General features: G+C 66.3%; 15 protein-coding genes. All 15 read right to left on the reverse strand.

Annotated features, from left to right (window positions below; all coding sequences use genetic code 11):
- Window positions 1–4: 4 nt before the first annotated feature.
- The 15 genes from EV671_RS23070 to EV671_RS23140 all read right to left on the reverse strand — a co-directional run bounded on the left by EV671_RS23070 (window position 5) and on the right by EV671_RS23140 (window position 18,407).
- The gene (locus tag EV671_RS23070; protein WP_132576264.1) at window positions 5–1,498 is read right to left on the reverse strand and encodes a lipopolysaccharide biosynthesis protein; all 1,494 of its coding nucleotides are present in this window, start codon (window positions 1,496–1,498) and stop codon (window positions 5–7) included.
- Window positions 1,495–2,769, reverse strand: coding sequence for a glycosyltransferase (locus EV671_RS23075; protein ID WP_132576266.1), 1,275 nt, complete (start codon window positions 2,767–2,769; stop codon window positions 1,495–1,497). The genes EV671_RS23070 and EV671_RS23075 overlap by 4 nt, the downstream gene beginning before the upstream one ends.
- Complete coding sequence (locus EV671_RS23080; RefSeq protein ID WP_132576268.1) at window positions 2,769–3,728, reverse strand: polysaccharide deacetylase family protein; 960 nt, start codon at window positions 3,726–3,728, stop codon at window positions 2,769–2,771. The genes EV671_RS23075 and EV671_RS23080 overlap by 1 nt, the downstream gene beginning before the upstream one ends.
- Complete coding sequence (locus EV671_RS23085; RefSeq protein WP_132576270.1) at window positions 3,725–5,041, reverse strand: putative O-glycosylation ligase, exosortase A system-associated; 1,317 nt, start codon at window positions 5,039–5,041, stop codon at window positions 3,725–3,727. Before EV671_RS23085 ends, EV671_RS23080 begins: the two co-directional genes overlap by 4 nt.
- Window positions 5,034–6,233, reverse strand: coding sequence for a glycosyltransferase family 4 protein (locus tag EV671_RS23090; RefSeq protein WP_132576282.1), 1,200 nt, complete (start codon window positions 6,231–6,233; stop codon window positions 5,034–5,036). The genes EV671_RS23085 and EV671_RS23090 overlap by 8 nt, the downstream gene beginning before the upstream one ends.
- 5 nt (window positions 6,234–6,238) lie before the next feature.
- Window positions 6,239–7,444 carry a glycosyltransferase family 4 protein gene (locus tag EV671_RS23095; RefSeq protein WP_132576272.1) on the reverse strand — a complete coding sequence of 402 codons (1,206 nt, stop codon included), beginning with the start codon at window positions 7,442–7,444 and terminating at the stop codon, window positions 6,239–6,241.
- Window positions 7,441–8,757, reverse strand: a complete 1,317-nt coding sequence (locus EV671_RS23100) for a nucleotide sugar dehydrogenase (RefSeq protein WP_132576273.1) — start codon at window positions 8,755–8,757, stop codon at window positions 7,441–7,443. The genes EV671_RS23095 and EV671_RS23100 overlap by 4 nt, the downstream gene beginning before the upstream one ends.
- Window positions 8,758–8,776: 19 nt before the next feature.
- Complete coding sequence (locus EV671_RS23105; RefSeq protein WP_132576274.1) at window positions 8,777–10,696, reverse strand: XrtA/PEP-CTERM system amidotransferase; 1,920 nt, start codon at window positions 10,694–10,696, stop codon at window positions 8,777–8,779.
- Window positions 10,697–10,823: 127 nt separating this feature from the next.
- Window positions 10,824–11,975 (reverse strand): TIGR03088 family PEP-CTERM/XrtA system glycosyltransferase, encoded by a 1,152-nt coding sequence (locus tag EV671_RS23110; protein WP_132576275.1) that lies wholly within the window; start codon window positions 11,973–11,975, stop codon window positions 10,824–10,826.
- Window positions 11,965–13,689: a hypothetical protein gene (locus EV671_RS23115; protein WP_132576276.1), complete on the reverse strand. Its 1,725-nt coding sequence runs from the start codon at window positions 13,687–13,689 to the stop codon at window positions 11,965–11,967. The genes EV671_RS23110 and EV671_RS23115 overlap by 11 nt, the downstream gene beginning before the upstream one ends.
- Before the next feature lie 80 nt (window positions 13,690–13,769).
- Window positions 13,770–14,903 (reverse strand): dTDP-4-amino-4,6-dideoxygalactose transaminase, encoded by a 1,134-nt coding sequence (gene rffA, locus EV671_RS23120; RefSeq protein ID WP_132576277.1) that lies wholly within the window; start codon window positions 14,901–14,903, stop codon window positions 13,770–13,772.
- Between the two features lie 11 nt (window positions 14,904–14,914).
- On the reverse strand, window positions 14,915–15,328 hold the full coding sequence (locus tag EV671_RS23125; RefSeq protein WP_207911229.1) for a GtrA family protein: 414 nt from the start codon (window positions 15,326–15,328) through the stop codon (window positions 14,915–14,917).
- Complete coding sequence (locus EV671_RS23130; RefSeq protein WP_132576278.1) at window positions 15,325–16,134, reverse strand: GNAT family N-acetyltransferase; 810 nt, start codon at window positions 16,132–16,134, stop codon at window positions 15,325–15,327. Before EV671_RS23130 ends, EV671_RS23125 begins: the two co-directional genes overlap by 4 nt.
- Window positions 16,121–17,119 (reverse strand): glycosyltransferase family 2 protein, encoded by a 999-nt coding sequence (locus tag EV671_RS23135; RefSeq protein WP_132576279.1) that lies wholly within the window; start codon window positions 17,117–17,119, stop codon window positions 16,121–16,123. Before EV671_RS23135 ends, EV671_RS23130 begins: the two co-directional genes overlap by 14 nt.
- A 7-nt stretch (window positions 17,120–17,126) precedes the next feature.
- Window positions 17,127–18,407, reverse strand: coding sequence for a nucleotide sugar dehydrogenase (locus tag EV671_RS23140; RefSeq protein WP_132576280.1), 1,281 nt, complete (start codon window positions 18,405–18,407; stop codon window positions 17,127–17,129).
- Window positions 18,408–18,619: the final 212 nt, after the last annotated feature.

The following is an 18,619-nucleotide window of genomic DNA, read 5'->3' on the forward strand; positions in this document are numbered from 1 at the left end:
TGATTCATTCGGTTTTGTCGCTCTGGCGCGGATTGTCGACCCGACGACGCTGCCAGAAGCGCGTCAGCCGCGTAAACGCGGGGTCGGCTGCCAGCGGGTGACGACACCAGGACAGGGCCAACAGCCAGGTCACGATGCAGCCGCCGATGGCCAGCGCGAAGCCGGGCCACGCCATGGGCTGGCCCGCCGGATGCGGCACCCACAGCTTCAGCAGCAACGGCGGGGTCAGGGCAAGCACCGAAACGAGCAGGCTGCGCGCCAGATTGCGCCCCAGCGCCCACCAGTCGTTGGCCAGGAAGCGAGCCTTCACGCCATAGATCAGCGGCAGCTGCAGCAGCAGCGTCAGCGCAAACGCAGCAGCGCAGGCACGGGGCTCACGCCAACTGGCCGCCGCCACGACGATGAACAGCGCACGCAAGGGCTGAAAAACCAGCTCCATGCGCGTCAGCAAATCCATGCGCCCCATTGCGACGGTCAGGTTGCCCATCAAATTTCCGATGGCCGCAACGGCGCCGCCCGCGCAGAACAGCGGCACCAGCGGCGCGGCAGCATCCCACTGCGGGCCGAACAGCAGGCGCAGCGTCTCCAGCGCATAGAGCGACACGAAGCCATAGAAGGGCCAGGCGACGACGCAGACGTAGTTGACGCTGGCCACATAGAGCGGCTCCATCGTCTGCTGCTCGCGCACGGCCTGGGCATAGGCCGGGTAGGCAACATTGCGCACGGCCCCCATCAGGTCGCGGTAGAACAGAAACATCAGGCCCTGGGCGCGGCTGAGCAGCGCGACCGGCTCGAAGCCCATCAGCCTGCCCACGGCGAGGTCGTTGATGTCCATCGCCACCGTCGTGACGATGCCGACCGCTGAACTCTGCGCGCCAAAGCTGAACAGGCGCCGCCAGTGCGACAGGCTGGGACGCAGCAGGCGCCGCTCGCCTTGAGCCAGCCAGGCGACGAAGCCGGTCGTGGCACTGGTGAACAGCGTGCCGGCCACGAGGCCGAGCGGCCCGAAGCCGGCCCAGGACAGGCTCACGCTCGCGATGGCGCCGACCAGTGTGGCGACGAGGTTCACGCCGGCGACGGCCTTGAAGGCCATGCGCCGGCGCAGCAGCGTTAGCGAAATGGTGGAGAACGGCAGCAGCAGGAAGTTCAGCGAGGCCAGCCACATGAGGTTGCGCATGCGCGGCTCGCGATAGAACTCCGCCACCCACGGTGCGGCGCAGGCCAGCACGAGGGCCAAGCCGGCGCCGATGACCAACGTGACACCGAGCGCGCTGCGCACATGGTCGTCGGTAAGCTCCTTCTCCTGGATCAGATAGCTCGCTACGCCGAAGTCGCGCAACACCTGGGCGATGCTCATGACGGCCAACGTCACCGAATAGATGCCGATGTCGGCCGGCGTGAGCAGGCGGGCTATCAGCAGACTGCTCGCCAGGTTGATGACGATCAGGGCATACCGTTCAGCGAAAGAGAACAGCAGCGCACGGCGCACACCGCTCATCGCAGGGGCTCCAGCACGCTGCCGTCCACTGCGGCGTCCAGCACCTGGGCAAGGTGCCGCGTCGTGGCCGCGCGGCTGTAGCGCTCGATGCCACGGGGCGGCGCCACACTGGCCTCGCCGCGGAGCCAACCGAGCAGCTTGATGGCAAGGCCCTCCACATCGCCCGGCTCACTGCGCACGCCGCCACCAACATCGTCGAGCACCCGCGCCACCTCGCTGCGCTCGGGCACGACGGCCAGGATGGGCCTGCCACAGGCCAGGTATTCGAACAGCTTGCCCGGCAGCGACGCGGTCGCGTAGTAGCCGGTCGGTACCGGTAGATAGAGCAGATCGGCCTGCTTCATCAGCGTCAGCGCCTGGCGGTGGGGCACCGGACCGAACTCCGTCACCCAGTCGCTGACGCCCGCCTCGGCAGCCGGGCCGGTGGCGAAGCCTGCAGCCTGCACGCGCAGCCGCGCGAGCTCGGCGCACCCTCTCGCCTTCAGCAGCGCGATCGCAGCATAGAGGTCCTGCAGGCCGTAACCCGGGCGCCAGACGCCGGTGTAGCTGATGCGCAGCAGGCCATCGTTTTGGGGCGCCGCCTCGGCGGCAAAGTCCTTGGGCTCGAAACCGTTCGTGATGAGATGCAGGTCGCCGCGGCCGCAGTCGCGGCCAATGCTCTCCACCAGGGCTTGCGTCACGGTGATGACGGCCGCCGCATCGCGCGCTGCCAGACGCTCCAGCGCCGGGTTCTCGCGAGCCTGTGCGGCCGAGGCGGTCTCCCAGGCCATGTCGCCACTCGGTGTCCATTGGTCGCGATAGTCCAGCACATAGGGCTTGCCGGTGCGGCGCGACACCTCGCGGGCGAGCAGGAAACCCGTCCAGGGCCAGCCGCTGGCGTAAATGGCGTCGAAGCCGACCTCGTCATGCAGGGCCAGCGCGCGTTCAAGGGCCGGATGCAGCCAGCCAGCGGCCTGGTCCGGCACCTCGGCGCGGGCCTCCAGCCGCCAGGCGAGCGCTTCGACGGCGCGCGCGCCGAGCCTGCCAGGCAGCCAGCCAGCCCAGCGGCGGGCATGCAGACGGCTTTGCAATGGCACCCGCTCGACGCGCGTGCCGGGCCTGACCTCGGCCAGCAACTCGGCATCAAGCGACGCTCGCGGCTCTGGGGCACAGCTCAGCACCAGCGGCTGCCAGCCAGCGTCGGGCAGGTGGTTAGCGAATGCGAGACTGCGCCGGGTGCCTGAATTGGCGATCGGCGGGAACAGATAGGCGATGAAAAGGACGCGACGCATCAGTTCAGCAGGTTGCGCGCCAGCCTCAGTCCGAACTTCAGGCGACCGCGGTCCCAGGGCGTGAAGCGCGGGATCTGGAAGACATCATCGTCGCGGCGTGCGGCGGCCCAGCGCGTGGACACCGCCGCGTCGAAGCCGAGTTCGCGCACGAGCGCCGGGTGCACTTCGGACAGGTAGTCGGTACCGGGCTTGCCGTTCGGATAGGCGAACAGGCTGACCTTCGCGCCCAGCAGCGCCTGCAGCACCTCGCGGCTGTGGCCGATCTCGTCGGCGGCCTTCTGCGCATCGAGCTTGGCCAGGATGGGGTGACTGACCGTGTGCGCGCCGATCCGCATGCCGGCATGATGCAGGTTGCGCACCTGCTCACTGCTCATCATCAGGTCGTCGGGCGGCCGCACCTCGGCGCGCGCGGCGATCGCATCGACGCAGGCCTGGCGCGGCTCGGGGGGAAGATATTTCACGCGTTCGATGAGGCGGCCCAGTACTGCGCGGCGGCCGGCATCGTCGCCGAGTGCATGCTGGCCGAGATCATCGCCGCGGCCGTCGACGAAGCCACGCAGGTCCAGCGTGCGCAGGCTGCTCAGCCGCACAGCCTCGATCAGCGTGTCGTTCCACATACGACCGCCATCGAGGAAGCCGGTGGCAACGAAGAAACTGCACGGCAAGCCATGCTTTCTCAGCAGCGGCAGCGCGACATCGTGGTTGTCGGCATAGCCGTCGTCGAAGCTCAGCGCCGCGGCGCGCGCCGGCAGGCTGCCCTCGTGCAGCTGACGGATGGCAGCGTCCAGCGGCAGCACGTTGAACCAGGACTTGACCCAGCCCAGCAACTCGTCGAAACGGGCCGCGTCGACCTCGTCGGGAAAGAGCGGGTCGGGCTCGCGCAGCACGCGATGGAAGATCAGCACAGTCAGGCGCGCACGCGCGCCGGCGGGGGACAACAGGCTGAACAGCGGCTTCATGGCAAGGGAAGGTCTTTCTTCTTTCCGAAGCGCTTTTTCAGAAATTCGGGCCAGTAGACGAGGGGCTCATCCCTCTCACGCAGCCACTCCTTGCGCTCCAGCCAACGCCTGCCGATGACGGCCAGCACCAACAGGTTATAGGGCAGGTCCCAATAGCTCAGGCTCAGGAAGGCGCCGCCCACCGCATAGCCGGCCAGGCTGACCTGCAGCATGCCGCCAAGGTCGGACAACCACTGCGTTTCCGGCTTGCCACGAGCCTTGACGCGGATCGAACCGGCCGTGAACCAGACCATCGTGAACAGCGTGAGGAAGATGAACAGGCCAACGAAGCCCTGCTCGCCAAGCACCATGAAATAGATGCTGTGGGCCGCGTGCACATCGTTGGGGTCGGGGCCATAGATGGCGAAGATGACGCCCGTCCACACCATGAAACCACCGCCAAAGAAATTGGCCTTGGCCAGGTTCCAGGCCATGCCCCAGGCGTTGATACGCCCGAGGGCCGACTCGTCCTGCTGGTAGGACTTGATGGTGTTCATCCGGTCCCACCACTCGGCCGGCATCAGCGACAGCAGCGCCACACCGACGACAACGATGGTGACAGCGCCGACGAACTTGTTCTTGCCGCGCCACCAGAGCACCAGCGCCATCGCCGCAATGGCCAGCAAGGCGCCGCGCGAATGGCTGCCCAAGGCCGCCATCGCCATCAGCACCATGCAGACGGTCATCGTCGTCTTGGCCCACTTGGCCTGCATCTGCATCTGCAGGAAGCGCATCAAGGGGATGACGATGACGATGGCGAGAGCGACCTCGTTGTTGCCCTCGATGTAGGTGTTCTCCGGCCCCCAGACCCTATAGCTGCCGCCGGTCAGGATCGTGAAGGCGCCGCCCTTGACGCCAAAGAAGCCGATGGAGATGACCAGCACCCAGGCCAGCAGCATCATGTGGCGCTTGCTGTGCAGCAGCACCATGGCCACGAGGATCATCAGGTCGATCTTCATGACCCGCTTCCACAGCTCGAAGCTCTCGTCAAACAGCATCGAGAACGGCAGCGTGATGCATATCCACAGCATGAAGATCATCAGCGTGATGTTCTCGCGGTTCAGCGAGTAGTCGCGCCTGTCCTTCGTGACGAAGAGGCCGATCAGGGTCGCGCCGCCAATGACGGCGGCGAAAGGCATGGTCCGCAATGTCCAGGTCAGCTGGTGCGGGTTCATGATGCTGAACCAGGTCCAGCCCAGGATGCCGATCCACGGGTGACGAAAGGCCTGCAGAAAGCACCAGCCGACGATGACCAGCAAGGCGATGTCACGCATGTCTGCTGGTTCCTACGATGTTTTGGAACAAATCAACCTGGCCCTGCGTGGTTTCATGCCAGCCGAAACGACAAGCATGGTCGCGCACGGCTTCGCGTGGCGGCAGTGCGTGCCACAGGCTGAGCACCGCATCAGCCAGGGCTTGCGCCGTGCGTTCCTTGACGACACGTCCAGCCAGGTGCGTCTCGACGATCTCCGGGATACCGCCCACTGCCGTTGCGACGACAGGGGTGCCGCAAGCCATGCTCTCCAGCAACACGTTGGGCCAGCCTTCGCGCTCGGACGCCAGCATCAGCACGTCGGCCGCTCCATACCAGGCGGCAAGTTCGTCTTGCGGCAAGGCACCGAGAAAACATACTTTCCGAGCCAGCCCCAGTCGCCCGACCACGGTTTCCAGTTCGCTGCGCAACGGGCCCGCACCGATGATGCACAGGCGCGCGTCCAGCCCCTGCTGGCGCAGCATGCCCAAGGATTCGATCACGAGGTTGTGCCCCTTCAGAGGAACAAGGTTCCCGACCGACAGCAGCAACGGACTCCCGTCGACACCAAGCCGCGCTCGCAGCACCGTGCGGTCAGCGCTAGCCTGAAAGCGCGTCAGGTCCACACCGTTTCGCAGCGTCAGCTGCTGGCGGCTCGCCACACCCAGTTCGCGCATGCGTTCGACCAATGCCTGGCTGACGCCGATCGAAGCACACGCGACGCGCGACGCCCAACGCATGAAACGCAACGGCAGCGCGTGGCGGGTAATCAGGTTGATATCGCTGCCTCGCGCGGTGATCGTCAGCGGCTTGTCGAACCATTGGGCCAGCAGAGCCGCGGCGACGCCGTCGGGATAGTAGTAATGGGCATCGATGAGGTCGAAGTCGAAGCCCTCGTCGATGAGCCGGCGCACGGCGGCCCGCGCACCCAGCGCCAGCGTCAGCGGTGCCGAGGTCATGCCGATCTTCGGGGCAAGCAGGTAGCGCGGGTGCAGTACGTCGATGCCGTTGCGCTGCTCGCGCGCCGGCGTCGCGGCGAACCTGGCGTAGTCGCCCCAGCGCGGATTGGTCGACGGGAACCAGGGCACCGGCGCGATGACGCGCGACTCGACCTGCCCGCTCTTGAGCAGCTCGCGCAGCCGCGTCTCGACAAAGATGCCATGGCCGGGCCGCACGCTGCTCGGGAACAGCGTCGAGAAGGTCAGGACCTTCAGCCGCCTCACCGCAGGGCCTCCACCGCCTCGATGAGGATGCGGCCGAAAGCCTCGGCCGCGACACGGTGACCGAATTGCACCTCGACCAGTTCGCGCGCCGCGCGTGACAGCTGCAGGCGCAGCGCAGCGTCGGCCAGCAGCTTGCATGTCGCGTCCGCCAGAGCTTCGACGCCATCGGCGCGCAGGAAATGGACACCGTCGTCGACGTCCAGCCCCTCGATGCCGATCGTCGTCGACACCACCGGCAGGCCCATGGCCATGGCCTCGAAGGCCTTGATGCGGGTGCCCCCGCCGACGCGAAGCGGGATCACGAAGGCCTGCGCATCACGGGTGTGGTCGCGCACGTCGTCGACGAACCCGGTGAAGCTCACGCCGGGCAGGTTGCGCTGCACAAGCGACGCGGGCGGGTTCTTGCCGACGACGCGCAGCTGTGCATCCGGGACCCGGGCGCGCACAAGCGGCCAGACCTCCTCGAGGTAGAAGCGGATGCCATCGACGTTCGCCTCCCAGTCCATCGAGCCGGTGAAGACGACCGTCGGCATGCCATCGGCGGGGGCCTGCCAGCTGAAGAAGTCGAGATCGACGCCGGTCGGGATGGCCCGGGCCGTCGTCAGGCCGTCGTTCTCCGCGAACATCTTCGCGTCGCGCTCGGACACGGCGACGACGCGGGTGAACCCGGCCAGCGCTTCACGCTCGAAGCGGCGCATCTTGGCGGCCTGCGAGGCCCACAGCCAGCGCAGCGGCGCGCTGGCAGCCGTCCTGGCATGGCGCTCGAAGATCTCGGCCTCGACGTTGTGCGTGAAGCAGACCGTCGCACCGCCCAGGCGCCGCGGCCTGAGCACCGCGGCGTGGACGAAGTCGAAGACGACGACGTCGAAGCGTTCCGCCGCCAGCACCTTCTCGACGGCCTGCAGGGCCGCGGGCGTGCGGTCGGCCACAACGTTGATCGGCAGCGGCGACAGCAGATCGGGTGCGCGCTGCCAGCGTGGGCGTGGCCCACTCGGCGCCCAGCCGATGAAACGTTCGCACAGCCGGTCCAGCTCGGCCTGCCAGTCACGTTGCTGCTCGGGCGCGGCCGGCGACAACAGCGTGATGTCGAAACGACCACTCTCCTTGAGACCTCGCAGGATGTTGCCTGTGCGGATCTTGCCGCCGGCATCGGCCGGGAACAGGAAGACCGGCGAGACGAACGCGACGCGCAAACGGGTCACCAGCAGATGCCCTCGTACTCGGCGAAGCCGGCGTCACGCAAGTCGGCGTAACCGTTCAGGTCAATGACGCGCGCCCCCTTGGCCACCGTGATGATGCGCTGGCGGGTCTCGGCGTCGGCATGGCCGACGACGACGATCTCGGCGCGCGCCAGCGCCGCATCGGGCGTCTCCTGCAGCAGCTTGTCGAGATGGGGGATCTCGCGGTCGATGTATTCCTTGTTCTTGCCGAGCAGCCGCGCGATCTTGACGAACTTGTCGTAGATGGCCAGATCGAAGCCCTTGCCGAGCAGGCGCTCGGCAAGCACCACCAGCGGCGAGTCGCGCAGGTCGTCGGTCCCGGGCTTGAAGGCCAGGCCGAACAGGGCCACCGGCTTGCGGCCAGCGGCGGCGATAAGGTCGTAGGCGCGGCCGATGTGGGCCTCGTTGCTGTCCAGCAGCGAGCCCAGCACGGGGATGTCCACGCCGCGCTCGCGGGCGATGGTCAGGAAGCCCTTGACCTCCTTGGGCAGGCAGGAGCCGCCGAAGGCGAAGCCCGGGCGCAGATAGGCCTTGGAGATGTTGAGCTGGGTGTCGCGGCAGAACAGTTCTAGCACGTCGCGCGAATCCAGCCCGGTCTGCTTCAGGACCGCGCCGGCCTCGTTGGCAAAGACGATCTTCAGCGCGTGGAAGACGTTACACAGGTATTTGACCGACTCTGCCACGCCGACCTCGGCGGCGACGAAGCTGCCCGGCACGCCGGCGTAGAGCCGGCGCATGACCTCCACGCCGGCCTCGTCCACGCTGCCGACGATGGTTTGCGGCGGCTTGTGGAAATCGGCCACCGACGAGCCTTCGCGCAGAAACTCAGGGTTGAAGACCAGGGACAGCCGGTCGCCGATCCTGCGGCCGGCGGCCTTCTCCAGCAGCGGCGCGATACGCTCGCGCGTGGTGCCCGGCGCCACGGTGCTGCGGATGACCAGGGTGTGGTGGTCGTCCTTGCGCGCGATTTCTGCGCCGATCTGGCCGACGACGGCGTCCAGCGCCGTCAGGTCGGGCATGTAGTTGGGCAGCGAGGGCGTGGCCACCGAGATCAGCGACACCTCGGTGCCCTGCACGGCCGCGGCGACGTCGTTCGTGGCGGTCAGCCTGCCGGCCTTGACGGCAGCGGAGATCAGCTCCTCGATGCCTTCCTCGACGACGGGCGACTGGCCCGACGCGATCAGCTCGACCTTGAGCGGGTTGATGTCGACGCCGACGACCTCGTGGCCGAGCTCGGGCAGGCAGGCGCATGACACGGCGCCGACATAGCCCAGACCGAAAACCGAAACCTTCATCTTGTTGTCCTTGTCGAAATCAAGCGGCGGCACGAGCCGTGGCGCTGCCCAAGCCCGCGTTGCGCAGGAAGGCGTCGAACATCAGCAGCACCCACAACGGCTGGGCGTGGTCCATCGCGCCGCGCTCGTGCTGGTCCAGCAGCCGGGCGATGGCGCTCTGGCTGAACCAGCCGGTCTGGGCCAGTGCGCCGTGCTGCAGCGCTTGGCGAGTCTGCTCGCGCAGCGGGCCGCGCAGCCAGCGTGCCAGTGGCACGGCAAAACCCATCTTGGGCCGGTAGAGCACGTCATGCGGCAGCATGGGCTCCAGCGCCTTCTTGAAGATGTACTTGCCTTCCTGGCCGCGCAGCTTCAGGTCGGAGGGCAGCGTCGCGATCCACTCCACCAGCGGATGGTCCATCAGCGGCTCGCGCACCTCCAGGCTGTGGGCCATGCTGGCACGGTCGACCTTGGTGTTGATGTCGCCCGGCAGATAGGTGTGGATGTCCAGGTACTGGATCAGCGCCAGCGGATCGTCGGTGTTCGCGCGGCGAGCGTGATGGTGGAAGACCTCGCTGGCATGCCAGCCCTGCAGCTCACGCTTGAAGGCGTCGCTGAAGAGCTCGTTGCGCAGCGGGTCGCGCACCAGGCCCATCGTGTTGAAGTAGGCGTCGACCGAATTCCGGGCGATGGCCTGGAAGGTCGTCTTGGCACGAAACACGCGCGGCGCCCAGTCGGCCTTCGGGTAGAGCCGCGCCAGCGGGCCGAACACGCCGCGGCGCAATGCTAGCGGGAAGGCACCGCGCATGCGCTCTTCCATCATGTGCATCCTGTAGCGGCGGTAGCCGCCGAAGCTCTCGTCCCCCCCGTCACCGCTCAAAGCCACGGTCACATGCTTGCGTGCGAGCTCGCAGACGCGGTAAGTCGGGATGGCCGACGAGTCGGCATAGGGCTCGTCGTAGAGGTGGGCCAGCAGGTCGACAAGGCCGAAGTCGTCGCTGTTGACGACCTCGACGCGATGGTTGGTGCGGTAGCGATCCGCCACCATCTGCGCGAACTCGGTTTCGTTGAACTTGGGGTCGTCGAAGCCGATGGAACAGGTGTTCACCGGCTGGTCGTCCAGTTGGGCCATGGCCGCGACGACGGCGCTGGAGTCGACGCCACCCGACAGGAAGGCACCCAGCGGCACCTCGGCCTTGAGCCGCAGCTTGACCGACTCGGCGAGGCGGCGGCGCAGCTCCTCGGCAGCCTCTTCCTCGCCGATCTTCGCGTCCAGCGTGAACTTGACGTCCCAGTAGCGCTGCGGCTCACCCAGGGGCTGGCCGCGCTTGACGAGCAGGCGATGGCCGGGCGCGAGCTTTTGCGCGTGTCGATAGATCGTCCAGGGGTCGGGCACATAGCCCAGCGCGAAATAGGCCTCGACGGCGCGCGGGTCGATCTCCTGGCGCAGGCCGCCATGGGCCATCAGGCTCTTGAGTTCGGAGCCGAACAGCAGCCAGCCGTCCTCGGTCAGCGCATAGTGCAGCGGCTTCACGCCCAGGCGGTCGCGGGCCATGAAGAGGCAGTCGCGGCGGCGGTCGTGGATCATGAAGGCGAACATGCCGCGCAGGTGGTGCACGCAGTCCTCGCCCCAGTGCTCCCAGGCGCGCACGATGGCCTCGGAATCGCTCTTGGTGCGGAACACGTAGCCGTGGCCACGCAGCTCGTCCATCAGCTCCAGGTAGTTGTAGACCTCGCCGTTGAAGACCAGGGCCACCGACTTGTCATCGTTGAAGATCGGCTGCTGGCCGGTCGCGATGTCGATGACCGACAAACGCCTGTGACCGAAGCCGACGCCGGGCTCGATGTGGAGGTCACCCTCGTCCGGCCCGCGATGGTGCTGGGACTCGTTCATCCGGTGCAGGCGCTCGCGCTCCGGAAGGCGCTGGCCACGGGTGTCGAACAGACCGGTGATGCCGCACATGGGTTGGACCTGGTTCAGCCAATCATTGGGAAGGTCGCGCCTCTCGGGCGCGGTTAAAGGCGGATTCTTACCGAGCTTGGTGACGCTGCCCGGGCTTCGCAGCCGTTGGCGTGATCTCAGGCACGGCCTATCCCCCTGACCGGGGGAGCGCGCCGGCATACAAACGGCCATAGGCCGCGACCATGCCGTCCAAACTGAACTGCCCGCGCACCCGGGCGAGCGAGGCCGCACCCATGCGCTGGCGCAGGACCGGATCGGTGACGAGACGCGCCAAGGCAATGGCCATTTCCTTGCTGTCCCGGGCGGGCACGAGCAGGCCGTTGACGCCCTCTTCCACCAGTTCCGGGTTGCCGCCCACGTCGGTCGCCACCGGCGCGCAGCCGCAGGCCATGGCTTCCAGCAGCGTATTGCTGATGCCCTCGGCCTGTGACGGCAGCGCAAAGATGTCGAACTGCGACAGCAGCCGCGCGACGTCACCGCGGTCGCCAGGCAGCCAGGCCTGCTCAGCGGCCCCGGCCTGAGCCAGCCGTTCCAGCGCGGCTTCCAGCAGCGGGCCGCCACCCAGCATGACCAGGCGCAGCCGCGGCCAGTCGGCCGGGCACAGCTCGCGCAGACGCAGGAAGGCGTCGACGAGGTTGAGCGGATCCTTCACGGCCTGCATACGCCCCACCGCGCCGACGACGAGATGCTCACCGCGGCGAAAGGGCCAATCCGCCGGCGGCACCTCCGACGGCGCGAAACACCGGGTGTCGACGCCATTGCAGATGCGCAGCACCCGCTCGCGGGCGAAGCCGACCGGACCGGTCAGATAGCTCTCGATGGCCTTGGACAGCGCCACGAAGCGATGCGTGCCGGCGCCATAGACGCGCCGCAGGCGTTGATTGGCACGGCTGACGCCGCCCAGGTCGTTGGTGTCCCAGCCATGCTCGCTGTGCACGCGCAGAGGCACCCGCGCGGCCCAGGCCGGCAGCTGGAATTCCATCGCGCCGAGATTGCGTGTGTGCACGACGGCCGGGCGCAGCTCGCGCAGCAGCCGGTACACGCGCGGGTAGAGCCAAAGCCCCTGGCCGGGCGACTTGTGCAGCGAGATGAACTGCGTTCCCGGCGCCTTCACGCGCTCCTTGAACGCGGTGATTTCGGTGACCGCGACCACCGCATGCCGGAAAGCCGGCAGGTGGTTGATGATATTGACGACGCCGTTCTCCAGCCCGCCGGTGTCGAAGCGGTGCAGCAGGTGAACGACCAGGGGGCGATGAAACGCCGCCACCTCATTGAGCATCGACACCTCCAGGCAGGCAGACTGCCAGTGGCCGCCATACGCTGAGTTCTATAGGCCAACCGGGCCGATCGTGTCGCGCGGACTGCGGCGGGGAGAAAGAGAAGCTCGCCACGCGTTCGTGACAACGCTGGCCCAAGCGCTTGTTCAGCATCGCGTCCCAGCCCCGGATGCGCCTGGACGCGTCCACCGACGTGATGAGCCAAGTCTGACGCCATTGCTCAATGCTGACGCGGGACAGCACAATGCCGGCCGCTGCGCTCGAGCCTGGATAGTTGCCGAGCAGCCAGGCCACGCCGACGGGTTGGCCGGCGAGCACGTCCACGATGCCCGGAAGGCCACCCGTGAACTCGATCATGGGCTGACCAGGCTTGAAGCCGGCAAGCTTCAGCGTGTCGGCGAGTTGATTCAATGCGCCAGCTGTCCGGGTATCCGTCAGAAGGGCCCGATAACGCGCGTTGTCGGACAGCGGCACGCGGGCCTCGAGCAGGGAGCCATGCAGTCGATAGGTCTGCTGCGCATACAGCCAAGGCCAGGTCATCGGCGCCAGCACGGGCAGCGACAGCAGCAGCGCACCCAGCGCCAGCGCACCTTCGCCGATGTGGCCCCAGCCACGCAGAACCCACAGGCCACAAAGCAGGCCACACAGCGGAAAGGCGGCAGCCATCAGGGAGTGGTCGGCCAGCGGCATATTCGTGCCGAAGGAATAGGCCAACGGCAGCCCGAAAACGAGGCCACACACCACGGCACAGGGCAGCAGGCGCGGCCGTACGCGGCCGTGGGCCAACTGCAGCACAAGGCTGCACGATGCAAACGCGACGACCAGCAGCCAGCCCCCTCTGACCTCGGTGGTCACCAGCATCCACACGCCAAGGGCGGCCATCGTGAAAAGCATCAGGCCAGCAGCCGCATGCACGGCGGCACGCCGTAACAGCATGACCTGCGCGCCAATGGCCACGGCCATGGCGGCCAGCAGGGGCAAGGGCGCCTCCCGCTGCCACGACCACAGCACCGCCCGCAGGGACAACAGCGGATCCCGTGCTTCCATGGCACGCTGAAAGGCCAACCCGTCCATCACGGTCTGCCACCAGGCAGGATCACGCCAAGTGACGTAGCCCAGGTTGAGCCCGACACCCAGCGCGGCCGTTCCCGCCAGCGTCCAGAAACTTCGCCATGACCAATCCCGGTGATGCAGCAGCAGCATCGCGCAGTGCAGCGCCAACAGCAGAACGGCCGTGGTGATCTTGCAGAACACGGTCATGCCAAGCACCAGGCCATACAGCAGGCCCAGCAATGCACGGCGCCCGGCCCGCCTCAGCCATGCCAACAACAGAGCGCTTGCGAGAGCGCAGCCGAAGAAGGCCATGGTGTTGTAGGACGGGCCTCGCAAGGTCCACATATAGGCATAGTGGGTCAGCCCCAGCAGCGCCGCCAACCAGGCAAACCGCCGCTCAGGGATCTCGATGCCCGGGCACTGCCAGCGCACATAGGCGGCCAGCTGCACGAACATCGTCGCACTGGATGCCGCGATCAGTGCCGCACCGGCGATGCGCATCAGGTCGATGCGCTCTCGCAGCAGCCAGAACAGACCGTCGAGGTAGGCTGCAAAGAACGAGAACTGGAAGTCGAACTGCTGCCAGTAACGCAACTGCAACCAATAGAAGGCTTCGTCGGTCAGCTCGATGCCACGCCCGGCGGTCAGCACGACCGAGAGCATGGACCACCCGCCCACCAGAGCAACGCCCCCCCAGGCCAGGAGCGCCCCGTCAAGCCGGCCTGTGCAGGCCCCAATCCGCTTCAATCCTGGGCCCCGAGCGCCACGCGCAGCGCGCGCAAGACATCGCGCTGCTTGTCCTCCATGCCCACCCACAACGGCAAGCGCAGCAGGCGGTCGCTCGTATTGTTCGTGACCGGCAGTTCGCCGTGAGCACGCGCATAGCGTTTGCCGGCCGGCGCGCTGTGCAGCGGGATGTAATGGAACACCGACTGCACGCCCTGCTCCTTCAGGCTGGCGATGACGGCCGTGCGGCGTGACAGATCCGGCAGCAGGATGTAATACATGTGCGCGTTGTGCTGGCAGTGCTCCGGCACGATGGGGCGGCGCAGCAAGCCTTCCGCCTCGAAGGAGGACAGCGCCTGATGGTAGACATCCCACATCAGCAGGCGGCGCCGATTGATGGCATCGGCCTCCTCGAACTGCGCGACCAGGAAGGCCGCCACGATCTCACCCGGTAGATAGGACGAGCCCACGTCGACCCAGGTGTACTTGTCCACCTGGCCGCGGAAGAACTGGCTGCGGTTGGTGCCCTTCTCGCGGATGATTTCCGCGCGCTCGGCCAGCCGCGGTGCATTGACCAGCAAGGCACCACCCTCGCCCGCAATGATGTTTTTCGTTTCGTGGAAGCTCAGCGCAGCCAGTTCGCCCATCGAGCCCAGGGGCCGACGGCGATAGCTCGAACCCAGGCCTTGCGCGGCGTCCTCGATGACCAGCAGATTGTGACGGCGCGCAATCTCGAGGATGGCATCCATCTCGCAGGACACGCCGGCGTAGTGCACGGGCACGATGGCACGGGTCTTGGGCGTGATGGCGGCCTCGATGAGGCGCTCGTCCAGGTTCAACGTGTCGGGACGGATGTCCACGAACACGGGCACGGCGCCGCGCAGCACGAAGGCGTTGGCCGTCGACACGAAGGTGAACGAGGGCATGATGACCTCGTCGCCCGGCTCCAGGTCGGTCAGCAGCGCGGCCATCTCGAGGCCGGCAGTGCAGGAATGGGTCAGCAGGGCCTTCTGGCAGCCGACTGTCTTTTCCAACCAGTGATGGCACTGCTTGGTGAACCCACCATCACCGGCGAGATGACCTTTGGCATGAGCCTGGGCGATGTTCCAGAGCTCTTTGCCGGTCATATAGGGCTTGTTGAAAGGAATCATGGCCAGAACTCCTAAGTCGTAGATGAGGCCGCGATACCTTCGTCGCGGAATACCCAGTGGCGTTGCAGAAGGAACAGCAGGATTGCCGTCAGCACGATCGTGACGCCCTGCACCCACTCATGCGACCAGCCGGCATAGTGGTGCAAGAGGCCCAGCATCACCAGGTTGAAAAGGTAGCCGAAGGCATAGGCAGCGACATAGCGGGCAAACGCCTTGGGTGCGGCTGCGCGGGAAGCGAAGCTCCATCGACGGTTGAGGACGAAGGTCTGCAGCACGCCCAGCGCATACATCAGACTCATCGCCAGAATCGGGGTCAAGCCGGCGGACGTGAGCACCATATACAGGCCGAAGAGCAAGGCGTTGGACCCCAGCCCGACGACCGCGTAGCGCCAGAACTGGCCGAACCAATGCACCCGCTCGCTCACGGCAGGTCCAGCGGAGGCAGCACTCCCCGATGCAGGGTGGCCTCCGCGCGCTCGAAGCGAAAACCGAGCTGGCCGTAGAGCGCCAAAACCGGCAGGTTGTGCCCCGAGATGGCCGTGCGCAGTTGCCGGCAGCCACGCTCGCGATGCCGGTCCATGACCAGCCGCCAAAGCCGCTTGCCCAAGCCTCTGCCCTGGAATGCCGCTGCCACGGCCGTCAGATGCCAGTAGGCCGAACACTGCCCCTCTTGCTCGCGCTCCTGGACGATGAAAAACCCGGCGATCTCCCCTCCCAGTTCCGCCACCAGAACCTGCTGGGCGGGATCATTGGCACTGTTGCGCACCCAGGTCGCATAGCGGGCCGCGCCACGCTGCGGACAGATTTGCGGGTCGATGAAGAAACGGCTCGTGACGAAAGACTGCTCGGCGATGGCCTGCACCTCGGACAACTCGTCAGGCCGCATGAGCCGCAGCGTCAGCGCGGGATCCGCTGCTCCAGGCGGTGCGGCTTGAAGATCGGCCAGCAGCGGGAAATACATCGTCTCTATCCACCGAAACCCGCGCGCCTGCAGCCAGGCAATCTCCGCGAGACGCCGGGACTCGAGCTTGCAAACCTCGAGGGCGACGCCACGCTCCTTCGCCCAGCGCTCATAGCCCGAAAAATCCGTCTCGGCTTGCGACGGCTGGCGCAATTCGAGACCTTCGAGCTGGGCAACGGGGCTGCCGAAGATCGCCGTGTCCCACGGCACCTCGAAATAGCTGACGCTCAGGGCCGGTGTGTCGACAACAAGACGCTCAAGCTTCAGCATCGACGGGCACCGCGGACAATGGGTTCGCTGGCTGCATGCCGGCGAGCGGCCCCACCTGTTCGGTGATCAGATAGGTCGGACGCTCCATGGTGCGGAAGTGCATGCGCGCGAGGTATTCACCGATGATACCGAGGGCAAACAACTGTGCCCCGGAGAAGATGGCCACGATGGACGCCAGGAAGGCAAAACCCGGCACAGCCACACCGTTGATGAAATAGCTGGCAACGACGAAGACCAGCACACCCAGGCCGAACAACGTGAAGACAAAACCGATCCAGCTCGCGGCCTGCAGCGGTGCGGTGCTGAAGCCGGTGACCATATTGAATGCATGGGCGATGAGCTTGCGCAGCGAATACCCGGACTCGCCGAGCTTGCGCTCGTCGTGCTGCACCTCGACATAGCTGAAACGGCTGCTGCCCCAGGTCAGCAGCACATCGAGAGACAGAAACGGGCTGCGATAGGTCGCGAAGGCATCCCGCAAGCGCGTGCGGAAGACGCGAAAGGCGCTGACGTGCCGCGCCGTGCTTGCGCCCATGGCCTGCTGCAGCACGAGCTTCGTGACCCTGGAGGCCATGTCCCGCAGGAAACCATGTTGCTCGCGCGCGGGCTTGCCATACACCACGTCAAACCCTTCGCCCAGACGTGCAAGCAGCTTGTGGATTTCTTCCGGCGGATTCTGAAGGTCATCGTCCAGCGTCACGATCAGCGGCTGCCGCGCCGCGCGGATGCCTGCCAGAAGTGCGTTGTGCTGGCCGAAATTGCGCCCCATGCGCAGGCCCCTGATGCGATCGTCCTGGGTGGCCAGCCGGACGATTTCTTCCCAGGACCCGTCATGACCGCCGTCTTCGACGAGCAGGATTTCGAACGGCCGGCCTAAACGCTCCAGCGCGGCCGTCAGGCGCGTGTGCAGCAGATGCAGCCCCTCCCGCGAGCGGAATACCGGAACGACGACGGAAAGCCCCTCATCACCGATTTGCGAGCTCATAGTCGGCTCACAGTCGCCAGAGGCGATAGCCCGCGCTCAGGAGTGCGGCGGCGTCGAACGCCGCCTTCACGTCGATGAAGGCGCCACCCTTGGTGAGCTTCTTGCCGATGTCCTCGATGCCCAGCGCCGCGTATTCACGGTGCGACACGGCGGCCACGATGGCATCGGCGCGCGGCAGGTCGTCGAACGGCATCAGGCGCACGCCGTACTCGTGCATGGCCTCTTCGGGATCGGCCTGCGCATCGGTGACGAAGATCTCGACGCCATAGGTCTTGAGCTCGTTGATGATGTCGATGACCTTGGAGTTGCGCAGGTCGCCACAGTTCTCCTTGAAGGTCAGACCCAGCACGTTGACGCGCGCGCCCTTGATGTAGCTGCCGCTGGCGATCATCTGCTTGATGGTCTGCTCGGCGATGAACTTGCCCATGCCATCGTTGATGCGCCGCCCCGCCAGGATGACCTGCGGGTGGTAGCCCAGCATGTCGGCCTTGTGGGTCAGGTAGTAGGGGTCCACGCCGATGCAATGGCCGCCCACAAGGCCCGGCTTGAACTTCAGGAAGTTCCACTTCGTGCCGGCGGCCTCCAGTACCTCGGAGGTGTCGATGCCGAGCTTGTCGAAGATGATGGACAACTCGTTCATCAGCGCGATGTTGAGGTCGCGCTGGGTGTTCTCGATGACCTTGGCGGCCTCGGCGGCCTTGATGCTGGACGCGCGGTGCACGCCGGGGATGATGATCTTCTCGTAGACCTGGGCGACCTTGTCCAGCGTCTCGGGCGTGTCACCGGAGACGATCTTCAGGATCTTGGTCAGCGTGTGTTCGCGGTCGCCCGGGTTGATGCGCTCGGGGCTGTAGCCGACGAAGAAGTCCTGCTTCCACTTCAGGCCGGACTCGCGCTCCAGCACGGGGATGCAGACCTCTTCGGTGGCGCCGGGGTAGACGGTGCTCTCGTAGACGACGATGGCGCCCTTCTTCATGTGGCGGCCGACGCTGGTGCTTGATCCGATCAGCGGGCGGAAGTCGGGGATGTGGGCCTCGTCCACCGGCGTGGGCACGGCGACGATGATGACGTCGGCCTCGGCCAGCATCTTGGGGTCATCGGTATAGACGGCATGGGTGGCCGCCTGGACTTCCTCGTCGCTCAGCTCACGGCTGGGGTCGGTGCCGCGCTGGCAGGCCTCGACCTTGTTCCTGGCGATGTCGAAACCGATGGTGCGCACCTGCTTGCCGAACTCCACCACCAGGGGCAGGCCCACATAACCCAGGCCGATGACTGCGAGCGTATTCATGGATCGTTTCTCGTTGCTGTGAGTACGTGGGAAGCCTGCAATTTTCACTGTTTGTGCGTGACATCCCGATCACGGGTATCCCGCAAAGCAGTGTCCAGCGCAGCCCAGTGTTGCTGTATCCTGAATCCGTGACCACCATCCCTGCGGCCAGGAATTGGAGCGCGAGTTGACGGTTGAACCGCGTGATACGTCCGCGCAGAGGTCAGCAATGG

Source organism: Roseateles saccharophilus, assembly GCF_004342485.1.
GTDB classification, from domain to species: domain Bacteria; phylum Pseudomonadota; class Gammaproteobacteria; order Burkholderiales; family Burkholderiaceae_C; genus Pelomonas; species Pelomonas saccharophila.

Coding starts and splice junctions, on each gene's coding strand:
- EV671_RS23070 (WP_132576264.1), bottom strand. CDS start 1,498: ATGAGCGGTGTGCGCCGTGCGCTGCTGTTCTCTTTCGCTGAACGGTAT.
- EV671_RS23075 (WP_132576266.1), bottom strand. CDS start 2,769: ATGCGTCGCGTCCTTTTCATCGCCTATCTGTTCCCGCCGATCGCCAAT.
- EV671_RS23080 (WP_132576268.1), bottom strand. CDS start 3,728: ATGAAGCCGCTGTTCAGCCTGTTGTCCCCCGCCGGCGCGCGTGCGCGC.
- EV671_RS23085 (WP_132576270.1), bottom strand. CDS start 5,041: ATGCGTGACATCGCCTTGCTGGTCATCGTCGGCTGGTGCTTTCTGCAG.
- EV671_RS23100 (WP_132576273.1), bottom strand. CDS start 8,757: ATGAAGGTTTCGGTTTTCGGTCTGGGCTATGTCGGCGCCGTGTCATGC.
- EV671_RS23105 (WP_132576274.1), bottom strand. CDS start 10,696: ATGTGCGGCATCACCGGTCTGTTCGACACCCGTGGCCAGCGCCTTCCG.
- EV671_RS23110 (WP_132576275.1), bottom strand. CDS start 11,975: ATGCTCAATGAGGTGGCGGCGTTTCATCGCCCCCTGGTCGTTCACCTG.
- EV671_RS23115 (WP_132576276.1), bottom strand. CDS start 13,689: ATGCTCTCGGTCGTGCTGACCGCCGGGCGTGGCATCGAGCTGACCGAC.
- rffA (WP_132576277.1), bottom strand. CDS start 14,903: ATGATTCCTTTCAACAAGCCCTATATGACCGGCAAAGAGCTCTGGAAC.
- EV671_RS23130 (WP_132576278.1), bottom strand. CDS start 16,134: ATGCTGAAGCTTGAGCGTCTTGTTGTCGACACACCGGCCCTGAGCGTC.
- EV671_RS23135 (WP_132576279.1), bottom strand. CDS start 17,119: ATGAGCTCGCAAATCGGTGATGAGGGGCTTTCCGTCGTCGTTCCGGTA.
- EV671_RS23140 (WP_132576280.1), bottom strand. CDS start 18,407: ATGAATACGCTCGCAGTCATCGGCCTGGGTTATGTGGGCCTGCCCCTG.